Below are 14,501 nucleotides of genomic sequence, written 5' to 3' on the forward strand. Positions count from 1 at the left end.
TGCGAGAGGCAGCGGCCGGCTCCGTGAGGGGCCGGCCGCTTGGCGTTCGGGGCTCGGCGCTCGCCGCCGGGACGCCGCGTTCAGCGGACCACGAACGCGATGGTGCCCTGGCCCGCGTCGGCGCCGGTGTCCAGGTCCGTGACGCGCAGCCGCAGCAGGTACTTCCCGTGCGGCGTCTGCTCCGGCGTGATGTCCAGGACCTCGGGCGCCACGCCTCCCGCGCCGGCCGGCCGCTCCCGGTGGAACTCGAAGCGGATCGCGTCCGGCCAGTCGGCGCGCCGGATGTCCCGCTCCGGCGAGCCGGTGCGCAGCAGCTCGTAGGAGACCTGGTAGCGGGCGATCCCGCCCGCCGCGCGCAGGCCGTAGACCTCGGCGTAGCTCCGGATCGGCGAGCCCTGCGGAAAGACCAGCGTGCGCTCGACCCGGGCCAGCATCGCCGCGCGGTCCACGCCCGAGTCGCCCCAGGCGGGCGCCAGCAGCAGCTCGCTCACCGCCAGCCGGTCGAAGCGCTTGAGACCGATGCGCAGCGTCTGCCGGCCGAGCCCCGCCGAGTCCCGGGCCTGGGCGAGCAGCAGGTAGCTGCCCGGCCGGGCCAGCAGGGTCACCACGCCAGTGGAATCGACGCCGGGGGCGCTCGCGCCCGCGACGCCCGCCAGCGAGGCGGCCACGGCGCCGCGCGTGGTGACGACCACCAGGTCGGTGACCGTGGCGTCCATGCGGTCGGCGAATTGCGCGGTCCAGACGCCGAAGTCGAGGGGGGCCGGCTCCGCGCTCGCGTCCTCGGTGAGACCTCTCTGCGCCGTTTCGAACTGCCGCTCGTTCATCGCCCGGAAGACCATGTCCGGGACGGTGCGCTCGCCGCCGGAGAAGGCGCTCGGACGCGCGAACCGCACTTCGCCGTACTCCTGGTACTGCCACCGCTCGATGTCCCGGGTGTTGCAGCTCATGTCCGCGGCGTTGGTGGCGCCGATGAAGTTCTGGTCCGGCGGGCCCAGCCTCAGGTACATCACGCCACGGTCGTCGAGCCCGGTGGCGAGGTTGTAGCCGACCCGCGCCGCGACGCTGTCCATGCTCCTGAGGTCGAGGTTGAGCGGCGCGAACATCGAGGACTGCACGGCAGACCCGAACAGCGACTCCATCCAGGCCCCCATCGAGGCGGTGGTCGGGTCGGGGAAGATGCGGGCACGGTCGCTGGCGTGGCTCACGCCCGGAAGACCGGTCTGGGCGTAGGTCGCAGTCGGATCGGTCTGGGGAAGCGTCGGGTCCTCGGGAAGGCCGAAGATCCGCAGCGGCGCGTGCCGCGGCACCAGCACCTCGTACATCTCGCAGCGCGTGTAGAACGCCCGCTCGCCGGAGGACGGCTCCAGGTTCATGGCGCGCGCCAGCTGGCTGCGGTGGTACGAGATCAGCGGATGCAGCAGCGGGTAGTTCTTGCGCGCGAAGCGGAGCCTGGCGAAGTGCTCGGCCACCCGGTGGTTGACGCCCGCGAACAGGTTCGGATTGCGGCGTGCCCAGAACAGCTCCAGCCAGGTGCGCTTCTGCGCGGGAGCGACGCCCGCCGACCAGAGGCTCACCTCGTAGGGCTGCGCGATCCCCACCACCTGGCGCCACAGCGCGTCGGTCGAGTCGGCGTCGGCGTGGGCCAGGGCCCGCCGGTAGAACGACCAGCCGCCAAGCGTGTCGCCGGCCTCGAAGTCGCTCTGGGCGCGGAGCGCGAGCCACGCCGGGTTCGTCGAGTCGGCGGCGAGCGCGGAGTCGAGCAGCGCGTCGGCGTCGTCGTAGTGCTCGTCCTCGATCGCCAGCAGCGCGAGGCGAGAGCGGATCAGGGGGTCGCCCGACCAGCGCGAGAGCCGCTCCGCCATCCGCCGCCGCGAGCCGGCGTTCCGGAACAGCGTGAGCCACTGGTCCCACGCGCCGGGGTACCGCGGGTCCAGCTCGAGCGTGCGCTCCAGGCCCCGCCTGGCGATGTCCTCGCCGTCGTCGCCGCCGAGCCACAGGCCGGCTGCCGCGTAACGGAACGCCGGCTCCGGATCGCCGGGCGCGAGGCGCTGCGCCTCCTCGTAGGCGCGGATCGCACGGAAGCGTCCGAACGGCGTCTGGCTGAGCCACGCGTCGCCCAGCGCCAGGAAGCCCCGTGCGTCGCGCGGATGATCGCCGGTGTACCGCTCGGCGAGGTGGATGGCGTCGTCGATCCGGCCCGCGGCGAGGAGGGCGCGGGTCTGTCGGAGCGGCTCGGGCAGGCTGTCCTGCGCGACGACTCGGGCGGGGAGCAGGCTGCAGGCGGCGAGCAGGCAGGCGAGGCGGATGCGCATCGATGGCCCTCCTACAGCGACCATCCCTTGGGAGCGAACAGCGGGAAGGCGAGGCCGACGAACAGCACTACGCCGAGGAAGCTGGCCATCTCCGCGAGCTGGATGAACGCGCTGTTGGCGGTGCGGTCCGGCTCGCGCACCACCAGCTCGAGCACGTCGTCCGCCGGCACCGTGACGCGGCGCAGCTGGCCGCTGGCCCTGCTCTGGCCCACGATCGAGTCCCCCACCAGCCGCGCCTGGCGCACGCGCCACCAGTGGGTGCTGTCGTCGCGCAGCCGCACGGCAACGTCCTTGGCGGAATCGCTCGCGAACGCCTGCGCGAGCGGCACGGGCCGCATGGACCACCGGGTGCAGGCGGCGGGCATGAGCACCGCCAACACGAGAAGCAAACGCGTCGTCACTCCCATCAGCGCACCCCGGGCCGGCGTGCACCCTAGCGCCCCACCGTCACTCGAGCGTCAGGCCGCCGACCCACCGTACGCGTCGCGCGCCAGGTCCGCAACGGGAGCGGAAATGTCCACTTGCCCGCGGCTTCCGAGTCCCTTACCGTGCCTCGCATGACGTCCAAGCCGAAGCGGGAGATCGTGCCGGCTGGCCGCCGGAAGGGCGCGCGCGCCGTCGCCGACGCGCTGCTCGCGGCTCGCCGCATCGTGATGACGACGCACGTCAACTCCGACGGCGACGGCATCGGCAGTGAGGTCGCGCTGGTGCACCTGCTCGAGGCGCTGGGCAAGGACGTGCGCATCGCGAACCCGACGCCGATCCCTCCGCGCTTCGCCTTCCTCGTCAGTCCGGTGAAGCGGCACGACTGCACCGAGCGCGCGGTCGCCGCCCTGCGCGATGCGGATCTGTTCCTGGTGCTCGACATCTCGGACCTCGGCCGCCTCGGCCAGCTGGCCGAGACGATTCACGGCCGGGACGTCGTCACGGCCTGCGTGGACCATCACCTCTCGCCCGGCACGCTGCCCAAGGGGCCGCGCCTGGTGGACGCCGCGGCCTCCGCGACCGCCGAGCTGGTCTTCGACCTGGCCGAGGTCGCGGGCTGGCGGCTCACGGCCGACGCGGCCCGCGCGCTCTACGTGGGCCTGCTGACCGACACGGGAGGCTTCCGGTTCGCGAACACCTCGCCCCGCACACTGCGCGTCGCGGCCTCGCTGCTCGAGTGCGGCCTGGACCCCGAGCGCATCTACGAGCAGGTGTACGCGACCGCGCCCGTCGGCCGCCTGCGACTCACCGCGGAGGTGCTGGAGACGCTCGTGGTGGAGCCGGAGATCGGACTCTCGTGGATCACGGTGCCGGCCGGCGCGCTGGAGCGGCACGGCGTGAGCGCCGACGACCTAGACGGCCTGGTCGAGCTGGCGCGCTCGGTGCAGGGCACCCGGCTGGCGTTGCTGTTCCGCACCCTGGCGAGCGGCAGGATCAAGGTGTCGTTCCGCTCCGTCGGCGACGTGGACGTGGCTGCCTTTGCCCAGCCCTTCGGCGGCGGCGGCCACGCGAAGGCCTCGGGTGCGTCCATTCCCGGCACGCTGGACGAGGTGCAGGGCCAGGTCCTCGCAGCGGCACGGCGCTTGCTCTCCAATGGGCGGGTTTCTTGACCCTCATCCGAACGCCCAACTAATTTGCGACCGGAGTGGTCGCATATGCGGGAGCGAGCAGTGGCGACCACGCTGGAGAAGATCGAGGAAGTGCTGGGGACAGTGCGCCCGGCGATCCAGATGGACGGCGGAGACGTGGAGTTGGTGGACTTCGACGAGAGTGAAGGTCTCGTGACGGTGCGTCTGATGGGCCATTGCGTGGGTTGCCCGATGTCGCGGGCCACGCTGAAGCAGGGGATCGAAGCGCGCCTGAAGATGGCGGTGCCGGAAGTCCGCGGCGTCGCGGCGGTGTGAGCGGCGTGGCGGACGGCGATCTCAAGGCCAGGGTCGAGGCCGCGCTGCGGAAGGTGATGAACCCGCGGCTCGAGCGGGACGTGGTCGCGGCGGGCATGGTGGAGGACATCGCGGTGGAGGCCGGCGGCCAGGTCCGCATCGCCTTCGCCCTGGGGCGCGAGGACCCGGCCACGCTGGTGCGCGAGGCGCGGCTCGCGGCCCAGGCAGTGCCCGGGGTGGCGGGCGTGAAGATGCAGGTGGCGGGTGGCGCGCAGCAGCAGCCGGCCACGACGCCCAAGACCGTGCCGCCGCCCACGGCGCGCGAGCTGCCGAACCTCGGCCGGGTGATCGCGGTCTCGAGCGGCAAGGGCGGGGTGGGCAAGTCCACCGTCGCGGTGAACCTCGCGGCGGCGCTGGCGGCCGGTGCGGGCCAGCGGGTCGGCGTGATGGACGCGGACGTGTACGGCCCGAATGTCCCGCGGATGCTCGGCATCCTGGACCAGCGGCCCGAGGTCGCCGGCGGCCGGATCCAGCCGATCCAGGCGCACGGCGTGAAGGTGATGTCGCTCGGCAACCTGGTCGAGCGCGACGCCGCGGCCATCTGGCGCGGCCCCATCATCATGAAGATCATCCAGCAGTTCCTCTCCGACGTGGCATGGGGCCAGCTCGACTACCTGCTGGTGGACATGCCGCCCGGCACCGGCGACGCCCAGCTGAGCCTGGTGCAGTCGGTGCAGGTGACGGGCGCGATCATCGTGACCACGCCGCAGGAAGTCGCGGTGGGCGACGCGCTGCGCGGCGCGAAGATGTTCGAGAAGGTCGGCGTGCCGGTGCTCGGGATCGTGGAGAACATGTCGTACTTCCACTGCCCGCACTGCGGGCAGCGCACCGACGTCTTCTCGAGCGGCGGGGGCCGGCGCCTGGCGGCGGAGCTGGATTTGCCGCTGCTGGCCGAGATCCCGCTGCAGGCGCGGATCCAGGAGCTGGGCGAGGCGGGCACGCCGGTGGTGCTCGCGGAGCCCGGGTCGCCGGCGGCCCTGGCCTTCGCCGCGCTCGCGGCGGCTCTGCAGGAGCGCACGGCCGCGGCGGCGGTGCGCCTTCCGATCGTCGCATCCTAGAGACGCCCGCCGTTCTGGCCGTCCTGCTCGCCGCCGCGGCTGCGGCGCCGGCGCGCGCGCAGGACTCCGTTCCCGCTCCCGACTCGAGCGTCCGGGCCACGGCGGCCGAGACGGCCGCAGGCCAGGATCTGATCTACAGCGGCCGGTTCGAGGCCGCGGGCCTGTTCTTCACCCGGCTCGCCGAGCTGCATCCGCAGGATGCGGTGGGCCCGGCCCTGGCGGCGTCGGCGCTGATCTGGTGGGGCACGGCGCAGCAGGACGACGGGTTCGCCGAGGACTCGGTGGAGGCGCTGCTCGCGGAAGCCGCGTCGCGCGCCGAGCGGGCGGCGGCGGCCGCGACGACGGACTCGGCCCGGGTCGCGGCGCTGTTCTGGCTCGGGACGGCGACGGGCTACCGGGCGCGGCAGGCGGAGCTGCACGGGCACTACTGGCGGGCGGCGCGCGACGCGCGACGGATGCGCGCGGCGCTCGGCAAGGCTCTGGCCCTCGACTCGACCTGCGTGGACTGCGAGCTGGGCCTGGGGGTGTACGAGTACGCGCTGGCGCGCGCCGGGCTGCTGGCGCGGCTGGTGGCGCACATCATCGGCCTGGGCGGCGGCGACGCGGCGGCGGCGCTGGAGCGGCTGCGACGGGTGAGCCGCGACGGCACCGTGGCCCGGCTCGAGGCCCAATGGGTCTACGCCAACGCGCTGGTGCGCGAGGGCGCCTCCGACGCCGCGCTGCGCGAGGAGGGCCGCCGCATCGTGGGCGACCTCGCGGCCCGCTTCCCCGACAACCCGGTCTTCCGCCGCTTCCTGGACTCGGCCCCCCGGACGCCGTGACCGCCGCGGTGACCGGCGCGCCGGCCAGCGACCTGGTCTCGGGCCCGCTGCCGCGCGCAATCATGCGCGTGGCGGTGCCGGCCATCGGCTCGGCGCTGCTGCAGCTCGCGTTCCTGCTGATCGACGTCTTCTGGGTCGGCCGGACGCTCGGCCCGGCGGCGCTGGCGGCGATCTCCACGGCCGGCTTCGCGGTGTGGATGCTACTCGCCGTGGGCGAGATGATCGCGGTCGGGCTCACGGCGGTGGCCGCCCGCCGCCACGGCGAGGGCGCGCCGGCCCTGGCGGCGGTCGCGTCCGGCACGACGCTGATGCTGGCGCTCGTGACGGGGGTGGTGGTCGCCATCGTCGGCTGGCAGCTGCTGCCGGCGCTGTTCGCGGTGATGCGCACCCCGCCCGAGGTCACCGCGCTGGGGCGCACCTGGCTCTCGACCTACCTGCTGGGCACGCCGCTGGTGCTGGGCTTCTACGCCGCGGAGGCCACGTTCCGCGCGTCGGGCGACACGCGCACTCCGCTGGCGCTGCTGTCGTTGTCGGTGCTGGTGACGCTGGTGATGGACCCGGTGCTGATCCTGGGGCTCGGGCCGGCGCCGGCGATGGGCATCGCCGGCGCCGCGGTCGCGGCGGTGGGCACGCGGGCCCTGGGACTCGCGTTCGGCTTCGGGCTGCTGGTCCGGCGGCGGCTGCTGCGGTTTGCCGCGCGCGACTGGCGCGCGGGCCTGGCGGTGCTGCGCATCGGCCTCCCGACGGCCGCCAACGGGATCTTCTTCGCCCTCATCTACATCGGCCTGACGCGCATCACGACGCGGTTCGGCACGCCGGCGCTCGCGGCGCTCGGCGTCGGCCACAAGCTCGAGGGTCTCGCCTACCAGGTGGCCGTGGGCTTCGGACTGGCGTCGGCGGCGATCGTCGGGCAGAATCTGGGCGCGGGGCGCGCCGACCGCGCGCGGCGCGCCGGCTGGCTGTCGGTGCGCTACGCGTGCATGGCAGCCGGCGTGGTGGCCCTGGCCTTCCTGCTGGCGCCCCGGCAGCTCGTGGCGGTGTTCAGCCGCGACGCGGCGGTCGTCGCGGCGGGCGCGAGCTACCTGCGGATCATCGCGCTGGCGGAGATCACCATGGCGGTCGAGATCGTGCTCGAGGGATCGCTGGGCGGGGCCGGGTTCACGCTCGAGCCGACGCTGTGGTCGGGATCGCTCAGCGCCGCCCGCCTGCCGCTCGCCGCGTGGCTGGCGGGAGTGCTGGGCGTCGCGGGGATCTGGTGGACCATCAGCCTCACGGCCGTGGGGCGCGGCATCGCGATGGCCGGCCTGTGGCGCAGCGGGCGGTGGCAGCGGGCGCGCGCGTGAGCCCCATCATCACCCTGGTGACCGATTTCGGCACCGCCGACAGCTACGTCGGCGAGGTGAAGGGCACGCTGCTCTCCCTCGCGCCGGCGTCGCCGCTGGTGGACATCACCCACGACATCGCGCCGGGGGACGTCGCGGCCGCCAGCTTCGTGCTGGGCCGCGCGTGGCGGACGTTCCCGACCGGCACGGTGCACCTGGCGGTGGTGGACCCGGGCGTCGGCACGCGGCGGCGCGCGCTGGCCGCGGCGGCCGGCGGACATCGCTTCGTCGCCCCCGACAACGGGCTGCTGTCGGACGTCTTCGCGGCGGCCCACGCCGAGGTCGTCAGCCTGCCGGTGCCGGAGTCGGCGAGCCGCACCTTCCACGGACGCGACGTGTTCGCGCCGGCCGCCGCCAGGCTCGCGACCGGCGCCGCCCTGGGCGAGCTGGGACCGGCGGTCGGCGACCTCGTGCACCTGCCGCCGCGGCGGGTGCGCGTCGAGGGCGCCGCGGTCATCGGCCAGGTCGTCCACGTGGACCGGTTCGGCACTCTGGTCACGAACGTCCCGGACGACGCCGTCGCGGACGGCGCGGCCGTGCAGCTGGGGCGTCACAGCGTCCCGCTGCTCGCGACCTTCGCCGACGTGCCGCCGGGCGCGCCGGTCGCCTTCGTGGGGTCCGGAGGGACGATCGAGATCGCCGTCCGCGACGGGCGGGCGGACGCGGTGCTGGGGCTGGCGCGCGGAGCCGAGGTGCGGGCGGCCGCGCGCTAGCGCGGCCCGTCCACCCACGCCACCTCGATCCCACCGAAGGCCGATTCCACCTTCAGGTCGAGATGGAAGCGCGTGGCGGCGTAGTTGTCGGAGTAGTACACGCCGCCGCGGCGGGTGAAGCCGTCCTGGTCGAACGAGGCGAGAAACCGGTCCAGCGTGACGGCCACCCCGACGGTGCGCGGCAGCACCAGCTTGAGGGTGCCGAGCCCGAGGTGGATGTCGGCGTCCGACGAGGCGCGTGGGACGCCGCTGAAATCGAGTGTCACCGCGCCCACGGCGCCCTCGACGCGCACGTGGCGGCAGCCGGCGTTGGCGAGGCCGGTGGCCGTGAACTCCGCGGCGCCGGCCTCGATGGTGAGCGAGTCGCACGCCGCCACGTTCGGCCGGCCGAACTTCAGCCGGGAGCGCGACGCGCCGGTCTTGTACCGCAGGCTGGTGAGCGCGAGGCCGCCGAGATCGGCTTCGGCCTCGGCCGCACCCAGATCCAACGACAGGGCGAGCGGCACCCCCGCGGCGAGGGCGAGGTCGAGGGTCGGCACGTCGTCCTCGTCCCCGTTTCCCGCCAGCGTCACGTGCCCGCGGCTCTTGAGTCCCAGGCTCAGCGCCCCGCTGGCCGCGTCGTACTCGCGGATCGGCGTGAACTTCTCCTCGTCGTAGCGCATCTCCATCTGGTACAGGGTGCCGGCCGGCGCCGGCACGAGGTGGAACCGGCCGGCGACGTAGCTGACGTTCACCGCGAGCGCGGCCTCCCCGTGCAGCTGGCGCGACGAGGTGAGGGTCCGGAGCGTCTGCGCGCCCGCAGCGGGTGCGGCGAGCAGCGCGGCAAGCGCCAGCGCGGCGGGCAGGGCGCGGTGCGCCTTCATTGGCGGCGGCCCGGCCGGGGCGCCGCCGGCGTGGCCGGCGGGGTGGCCCACAGGTACTCGCCGGACTGGTCGCCCATGTGCCGGCCGGTGAAGGTGTCCCGCAGCCCGGCGCGCGAGAGCAGCACCGCGCCGAAGCCCACGGTGCCCGCCAGCCAGGTCACGACGAACGCGGCGGCGCGGAACACGTACACCACCGGCCCCGCCCACCCGAACAGCGCGGCGGCGGCCCACAGACCCAGGAGGCCGATGAGCCCGGTGAACAGGTAGCCGTACGCGTTGGGGCTGCGCACGAACGCGCCGTTCGCCATCCGCCGCCGGCTCACCGTCTCGCCGACCGCGTGGGCGACGGCCAGGTAGCCGCCGAGCACCGAGAGGCACGCCGCGATGAGGAAGGCGATCACCGCGAAGGGCAGGAGCAGGATCCCCACGATGGTGAAGATCAGGCCGACGACCAGCATCGCCAGCGTCGGCAGCAGCAGCAGCTGCCCCAGCAGACCCACGACCAGCGAGCGGCCGAACGCCTGCGACGCCGTATCGGCGACGACCTCGAGGTAGCGCCGCGCGAAGAACACGGTCCCGAAGCCGATCATCGCCAGCGCGATGAACATCGCCACCACGTTCTTCACGTCGTGGAACAGGATCTGGACCGCGGACGGCGCCGCGGGAGCCGCGGCGGGCGCGGACGCTTCGAGGGCCGGGGGCGGCAGCGACGGCAACGCCGGGCCCGGGGCCGCCGGCGCCTGAGCCGACTCGGCGGAGGGAGAGGTGCGGGCCGTCGTCGTCGCCGCGACGGCGGGCGCGGCCGCGAGCGGGCTCAACACGTCGTCGATGCGGCGCTTGACGGCGAGGTCCCCGCCCGTCAGCCCGTCGACGCTCCAGCCCTTCAACCTGGCCACGAGCTGCGGCGTGTCGAAGGAGCCGGCATCGGCGAGCAGTCTCCGCCAGGAGTGCTCCAGTGCGCCGCCGACCGTGTACTGGCCGGCGATCTGGTTGTCGATGTAGAGGCCGCCCGCCTTGAGGACGACGACGCGGGTCCCGCCGGAGGCGAGATCCAGCTCCAGGCTCGCCTCGCGCGAGCCGATGGAGATGGTAAAGGAGGACACCTGGGTGCCGTGCTGCTGGATGTGCAGCACCCGTTCGATGAACCGCAGCCCTTCGGCGATGCGCGCGGCGGCGTCGCGCGACCCGTGGTCGCCCAGGGTCGTGGCCGTCGCCCCTCCCGCGGAAGCGGCGGCGAGGGCCGCGGCCAGCACGCTACAGCGCGCGACTGAGTTCATGGCTCCTCCGCGGCGCCTTGAGAAGGACGTGCAGCCCGTACCCGCTGCCGGCGTACACGATGGCCGCCGTGGCGAGCGTGGCCCACAGCCGCGGCCCGGTGCCCAGCGCCGAGCGGAGAGCGTCCACCACGCCGGAGCGGACGCCCCAGGAGGCGACAGCCATCAGGCCCGCGTCGATCCAGCCGCCGACGTGTCCGATGAGCCACGAGGCCCCCAGGGTGACGAAGCTGGCGTGCGCCGAAACCCACGGCCCCGCCAGCAGAACGGTGACCAGCACGCACGCGGCGTAGCCCGTGGCGAGCGCCGCCGCGTGGCGGGGCTGGAGGGCCCAGGCGCCGGCGCGCTGCAGCCGGACGAGCGGCGCCGGCTTGGGGAGGCTCACGCATGCCATGACGCGATCCCGGAATCCACGCCCGGGCGCGAGGGCCGGGAGACTGGACAACCCTCGCAGCACCAGCAGATCCAGGTCGGAATCGTCTAACTGCTTGTCCGTCACGCCACTTACCTCCCTCGTTGCCACCCCTACGGGAGCGGGGTGGCAGCGGTTTCAGGTTCTCAGGTCGGCCAGGTACTCCCGCAGCTCGAGCCTGGCCCGGTGGATGTAGGTCTTGACCGTGCCCAGCGGCAGGTCCATGACCTCGGCGATTTCCTCGTACGAGCGGCCTTCGACGTGCCGCAGCAGGATGCAGGTGCGGTACTCGGGTCTCAGCCGACCGATCGCCCGCTCGATGGCGGCCCCGGTCTCGCGCGATTCCAGCTCCTCGAGCGGCGACTCGGCGCGGTCGGTCGCCTGCAGGGCGGTCGCCTCGATCTCGTCGGCCGTGCGCGCCTCGGGGCTGCCGTCGAGCGACAGCGTGTCCAGCTCGCGTCGCCGCAGCTGATCGATCGCGGCGTTGTTGGCGATCTTGAAGATCCAGGAGGAGAACTTGTACTCGGGCCGGTAGCTCCCCAGCGCGTTCAGCACCTTGACGAAGGTTTCCTGGGCGAGGTCCTCGGCCAGCGACCGGTCGCGGACCATGCGGAAGATGAGGGAAAAGACGGGGCGCTCGTACCGCCGGAGCAGCTCACGGTACGCGGTTTCCTTGCCGGCCTTGGCCAGCTCCACGACCTCCTGGTCGCCGAGCGCCTGGAGGTCTTTCGCCGTCGGCATGCGGGGGGTAATCTACGCTTCCGATGCCGCTCCGCCCGACTGCGCCTGAGGAGACGTCACGGCGCCGAGCCGTTCTCCGCGCCGCCCGCCGGGCGTGCCAACCCCGGCACGGACGCACCGCCGGCCGATGACGTTGGCGCCACCCGCCTCGCCCCCGCCCCCCCTCGAGAAGCGTCGCTACGTGCGCGAGATGTTCTCCGCGATCGCGCCGCGCTACGACCTGCTCAACCATCTCCTGTCGCTCAACGTGGACCGCTCGTGGCGGCGGCGGGCCGTGGACCGGCTCGGCTGGGAGCGCCGCGCGACGGGCACCTTCCTCGACGCCTGCGCCGGCACCCTGGACCTCGCGATCGAGCTGGCCGGCCGGCCGGGTTTCCGGGGCCGGGTGGTGGGAGTGGACTTCGCCGCCCCGATGCTGCGGCTCGGGGCTGACAAGGTCGGGCACGGACCGGTCGTGCCGGCCGCCGCCGACGCGTTGGCGCTGCCGTTCCCGGACGGCCGCTTCGACGGGACCACGGTGGGCTTCGGCGTCCGCAACCTCGACGACCTGGACGCCGGACTGCGAGAGCTGTGGCGGGTCCTGAAGCCGGGCGCGCGCCTGGTGATCCTCGACTTCACCACGCCGCCCTCCAGACCGCTGCGCTCGCTCTACCATTTCTACTTCCGCCGCGTCCTGCCGCTGGTGGGCCGGGCGGTCTCGGGCCACCCGACCGCCTACGCATACCTGCCTGCCTCGGTCGAGACGTTCCCGGCGCCTGCCGAGCTGATGGGGCGGATGGTCGGCGCGGGCTTCCGGGACGCCGGCTACGAGCTGCTGACCGGCGGGATCGCCGCCATCCACTGGGGGGCGCGATGAGCCTCGGGGAGGTCCGATGAGCCTCGACAGCCTGCGGGATTTCCTCGCCGCGCTGGACGAGGCGGGCGAGCTGGTGCGGGTGCGCGAGAGCGTGTCCGTCGATCGCCAGATCACGGAGATCGCCGATCGGTGCATGAAGAGCCGCGGCGGTGGGCCGGCCCTGCTGTTCGAGCATCCGGTGCTCCCGGACGGGACGCCGAGCCGTCTGCCCGTCGCCATCAACCTGTTCGGCTCGATGCGGCGCATGGCGCTGGCGCTCGGGACGGCGGCGCTGGACGACGTGGGAGCACGGATATCCGAGATGCTCACAGCGGATGTCCCTGAGGGTCTCGCCGGCAAGCTGTCCATGCTCCCCAGGCTGGCCGAGTTGGCCAGGATCCCGCCGCAGCGTGCCACCGGTCCGATCCCTTGCCAGGCCGTGGTGCTCCGGGAGGCGGAGGCGAACCTGCTCCAGCTCCCCCACCTGGTGTGCTGGCCGGGTGACGCCGGTCCCTACATCACCTTCCCGATGGTGATCACGCGGGACCCGGCGACGGGAGCACGGAACGTGGGGCTGTATCGGATCCAGGTGCAGGGTCCCCGGGACCTGGCGATGCACTGGCAGCGGCACAAGGTGGGCGCGGCGCACTGGCGGGCGATGGCCGAGCGCGGCGAGCGGATGCCGGTGGCGATCGTGCTGGGCGCCGACCCGGCGTCGATGTACGCGGCATCGGCGCCCCTGCCGCCGGCGGTGGACGAGTTCCTGTTCGCAGGCTTCCTGCGGCGCTCGCCGGTGCGCCTGGCGCAGGCGCTCACCAGCGACCTCGAGGTGCCCGCGGAGGCGGAGGTGGTGATCGAGGGGGTCGTCGATCCGGCCGAGGCGCTGGTGGTCGAGGGGCCCTTCGGCGACCACACCGGGTTCTACTCGCTGGCCGACCGCTACCCGCGCGTGCACGTCACCGCCGTCACGATGCGGCGCGACCCGATCTACCCGGCGACGATCGTCGGCCGCCCGCCGATGGAGGATTTCTACCTCGGCCACGCCACGGAGCGGATCTTCCGTCCGCTGCTGCAGCTGACGCTGCCGGAGATCGTGGACTACCACATGCCGGCCTACGGCATCTTCCACAACCTCGTGTTCGTGAGCATCGACAAGCAGTACCCGGGGCACGCCCGGAAGGTGATGAACGGTCTGTGGGGCCAGGGCCTGATGGCGCTGGCGAAGGTGATCGTGGTGGTGGACCGCGACGTGGACGTGCGGAATCCGGACGAGGCGTGGTGGGTGGCCCTCAACCACATCGATCCCCAGCGCGACGTGCAGTTCACGATGGGCCCGGTGGACGTGCTCGACCACTCGAGCCGCGGGTTCACCTACGGATCGAAGATGGGCATCGACGCGACGCGGAAGTGGCCGGAGGAGGGGTTCACGCGGGAGTGGCCGGAGCGGATCGTGATGGACGCGGCGACGCGCAAGACGGTGGACGAGCTGTGGGCGCGGCTCGGCATCCGGCTTCCGTGACGGGCGCCGGCGGCGTGGACGGGCAGGTGCTCTCCGGCGGGGGCCGGCTGGTGGCCTACGCCAACTTCGTGAAGGTCGCCCACACCGTGTTCTCGCTGCCGTTCGCCTTCGTGGGCGTCGCGGCCGCGTCGCGAGTCCGGCCGGTGACGGTCCGCACGCTGCTCCTGGTGGTGGTCGCGTTCGGCGCGGCGCGGTTCGCGGCGATGGGCTTCAACCGGATCGCGGACCGGCGCCTCGACGAGCTGAACCCTCGCACGGCGAGCCGGGAGCTGCCGGCCCGGCGGATGTCGCTCGCGGAGGCCTGGCTGCTGGTGGTCGCGATGTCGGGGCTGTTCGTGCTCGCCGCCGGGCTGCTCAACCCGCTCTGCCTCGTGCTCTCGCCCGTCGCCCTGGCGTGGATCACCGTCTACTCCTACGCCAAGCGCTTCACCGCACTCGCCCACCTGTGGCTGGGCATCGGGATGGCGATCTCCCCGGTCGGCGGCTACCTGGCCGTCACCGGCGCGTGGAGCTCCCCGTGGTGGGTGATCGTGCTCCTGGCCCTGGTCGTCACCTGCTGGGGCGGCGGATTCGACGTGCTGTACTCCCTCCAGGACGAGCAGTTCGACCGGGAGCACGGGCTCCGCTCCATGACGGTGGCCCT

General features: G+C 73.4%; 15 protein-coding genes. 9 read left to right on the forward strand and 6 right to left on the reverse strand.

Annotated elements, in window-relative coordinates; genetic code table 11:
• Window positions 1-80: 80 nt before the first annotated feature.
• Complete coding sequence (locus VMF70_10610) at window positions 81-2,312, reverse strand: hypothetical protein (protein HTT68470.1); 2,232 nt, start codon at window positions 2,310-2,312, stop codon at window positions 81-83.
• Between the two features lie 11 nt (window positions 2,313-2,323).
• The gene (locus tag VMF70_10615; GenBank protein HTT68471.1) at window positions 2,324-2,650 is read right to left on the reverse strand and encodes a hypothetical protein; all 327 of its coding nucleotides are present in this window, start codon (window positions 2,648-2,650) and stop codon (window positions 2,324-2,326) included.
• Window positions 2,651-2,869: 219 nt separating this feature from the next.
• On the opposite strand from VMF70_10615, the gene VMF70_10620 reads away from it, so the two are divergent.
• The 6 genes from VMF70_10620 (at window position 2,870) to VMF70_10645 (ending at window position 8,214) form a co-directional block, all read left to right on the forward strand.
• A complete protein-coding gene (locus tag VMF70_10620; protein HTT68472.1) occupies window positions 2,870-3,907 on the forward strand; it encodes a bifunctional oligoribonuclease/PAP phosphatase NrnA in 1,038 nt (345 codons plus the stop codon).
• 45 nt (window positions 3,908-3,952) lie between these two features.
• Window positions 3,953-4,201: a NifU family protein gene (locus tag VMF70_10625; protein ID HTT68473.1), complete on the forward strand. Its 249-nt coding sequence runs from the start codon at window positions 3,953-3,955 to the stop codon at window positions 4,199-4,201.
• A gap of 5 nt (window positions 4,202-4,206) precedes the next feature.
• On the forward strand, window positions 4,207-5,298 hold the full coding sequence (locus tag VMF70_10630) for an Mrp/NBP35 family ATP-binding protein (protein ID HTT68474.1): 1,092 nt from the start codon (window positions 4,207-4,209) through the stop codon (window positions 5,296-5,298).
• A 203-nt stretch (window positions 5,299-5,501) separates the two neighbouring features.
• Window positions 5,502-6,119, forward strand: coding sequence for a hypothetical protein (locus VMF70_10635; GenBank protein ID HTT68475.1), 618 nt, complete (start codon window positions 5,502-5,504; stop codon window positions 6,117-6,119).
• On the forward strand, window positions 6,116-7,462 hold the full coding sequence (locus VMF70_10640) for an MATE family efflux transporter (GenBank protein HTT68476.1): 1,347 nt from the start codon (window positions 6,116-6,118) through the stop codon (window positions 7,460-7,462). The genes VMF70_10635 and VMF70_10640 overlap by 4 nt, the downstream gene beginning before the upstream one ends.
• A complete protein-coding gene (locus VMF70_10645) occupies window positions 7,459-8,214 on the forward strand; it encodes an SAM-dependent chlorinase/fluorinase (GenBank protein ID HTT68477.1) in 756 nt (251 codons plus the stop codon). The genes VMF70_10640 and VMF70_10645 overlap by 4 nt, the downstream gene beginning before the upstream one ends.
• Here VMF70_10645 and VMF70_10650 read toward each other — a convergent pair.
• Genes VMF70_10650 through VMF70_10665 form a run of 4 tightly spaced genes read right to left on the reverse strand, consistent with a single transcriptional unit; the run spans window position 8,211 to window position 11,504 of the window.
• A complete protein-coding gene (locus VMF70_10650; protein ID HTT68478.1) occupies window positions 8,211-9,077 on the reverse strand; it encodes a hypothetical protein in 867 nt (288 codons plus the stop codon). The two genes, VMF70_10645 and VMF70_10650, sit on opposite strands and share 4 nt — an antisense overlap.
• On the reverse strand, window positions 9,074-10,354 hold the full coding sequence (locus VMF70_10655) for a hypothetical protein (protein ID HTT68479.1): 1,281 nt from the start codon (window positions 10,352-10,354) through the stop codon (window positions 9,074-9,076). Before VMF70_10655 ends, VMF70_10650 begins: the two co-directional genes overlap by 4 nt.
• Window positions 10,332-10,850, reverse strand: a complete 519-nt coding sequence (locus VMF70_10660) for a hypothetical protein (GenBank protein ID HTT68480.1) — start codon at window positions 10,848-10,850, stop codon at window positions 10,332-10,334. The genes VMF70_10655 and VMF70_10660 overlap by 23 nt, the downstream gene beginning before the upstream one ends.
• Window positions 10,851-10,901: 51 nt before the next feature.
• The gene (locus tag VMF70_10665; GenBank protein ID HTT68481.1) at window positions 10,902-11,504 is read right to left on the reverse strand and encodes a sigma-70 family RNA polymerase sigma factor; all 603 of its coding nucleotides are present in this window, start codon (window positions 11,502-11,504) and stop codon (window positions 10,902-10,904) included.
• 127 nt (window positions 11,505-11,631) lie between these two features.
• Here VMF70_10665 and VMF70_10670 point away from each other — a divergent pair, with 127 nt between their 5' ends.
• The 3 genes from VMF70_10670 to VMF70_10680 form a co-directional block, all read left to right on the forward strand.
• Window positions 11,632-12,360 (forward strand): ubiquinone/menaquinone biosynthesis methyltransferase, encoded by a 729-nt coding sequence (locus VMF70_10670; GenBank protein ID HTT68482.1) that lies wholly within the window; start codon window positions 11,632-11,634, stop codon window positions 12,358-12,360.
• Between the two features lie 16 nt (window positions 12,361-12,376).
• The gene (locus VMF70_10675; GenBank protein HTT68483.1) at window positions 12,377-13,858 is read left to right on the forward strand and encodes a menaquinone biosynthesis decarboxylase; all 1,482 of its coding nucleotides are present in this window, start codon (window positions 12,377-12,379) and stop codon (window positions 13,856-13,858) included.
• On the forward strand, window positions 13,855-14,501 hold a 647-nt coding region (locus tag VMF70_10680), incomplete at its 3' end, for a 4-hydroxybenzoate octaprenyltransferase (GenBank protein ID HTT68484.1). The genes VMF70_10675 and VMF70_10680, both read left to right, overlap by 4 nt.

The organism is Gemmatimonadales bacterium, from assembly GCA_035502185.1.
GTDB lineage: Bacteria > Gemmatimonadota > Gemmatimonadetes > Gemmatimonadales > JACORV01 > Fen-1245.

Coding starts and splice junctions, on each gene's coding strand:
- VMF70_10610 (HTT68470.1), bottom strand. CDS start 2,312: ATGCGCATCCGCCTCGCCTGCCTGCTCGCCGCCTGCAGCCTGCTCCCC.
- VMF70_10615 (HTT68471.1), bottom strand. CDS start 2,650: ATGCGGCCCGTGCCGCTCGCGCAGGCGTTCGCGAGCGATTCCGCCAAG.
- VMF70_10620 (HTT68472.1), top strand. CDS start 2,870: ATGACGTCCAAGCCGAAGCGGGAGATCGTGCCGGCTGGCCGCCGGAAG.
- VMF70_10625 (HTT68473.1), top strand. CDS start 3,953: ATGCGGGAGCGAGCAGTGGCGACCACGCTGGAGAAGATCGAGGAAGTG.
- VMF70_10650 (HTT68478.1), bottom strand. CDS start 9,077: ATGAAGGCGCACCGCGCCCTGCCCGCCGCGCTGGCGCTTGCCGCGCTG.
- VMF70_10655 (HTT68479.1), bottom strand. CDS start 10,354: ATGAACTCAGTCGCGCGCTGTAGCGTGCTGGCCGCGGCCCTCGCCGCC.
- VMF70_10665 (HTT68481.1), bottom strand. CDS start 11,504: ATGCCGACGGCGAAAGACCTCCAGGCGCTCGGCGACCAGGAGGTCGTG.
- VMF70_10670 (HTT68482.1), top strand. CDS start 11,632: ATGACGTTGGCGCCACCCGCCTCGCCCCCGCCCCCCCTCGAGAAGCGT.
- VMF70_10675 (HTT68483.1), top strand. CDS start 12,377: ATGAGCCTCGACAGCCTGCGGGATTTCCTCGCCGCGCTGGACGAGGCG.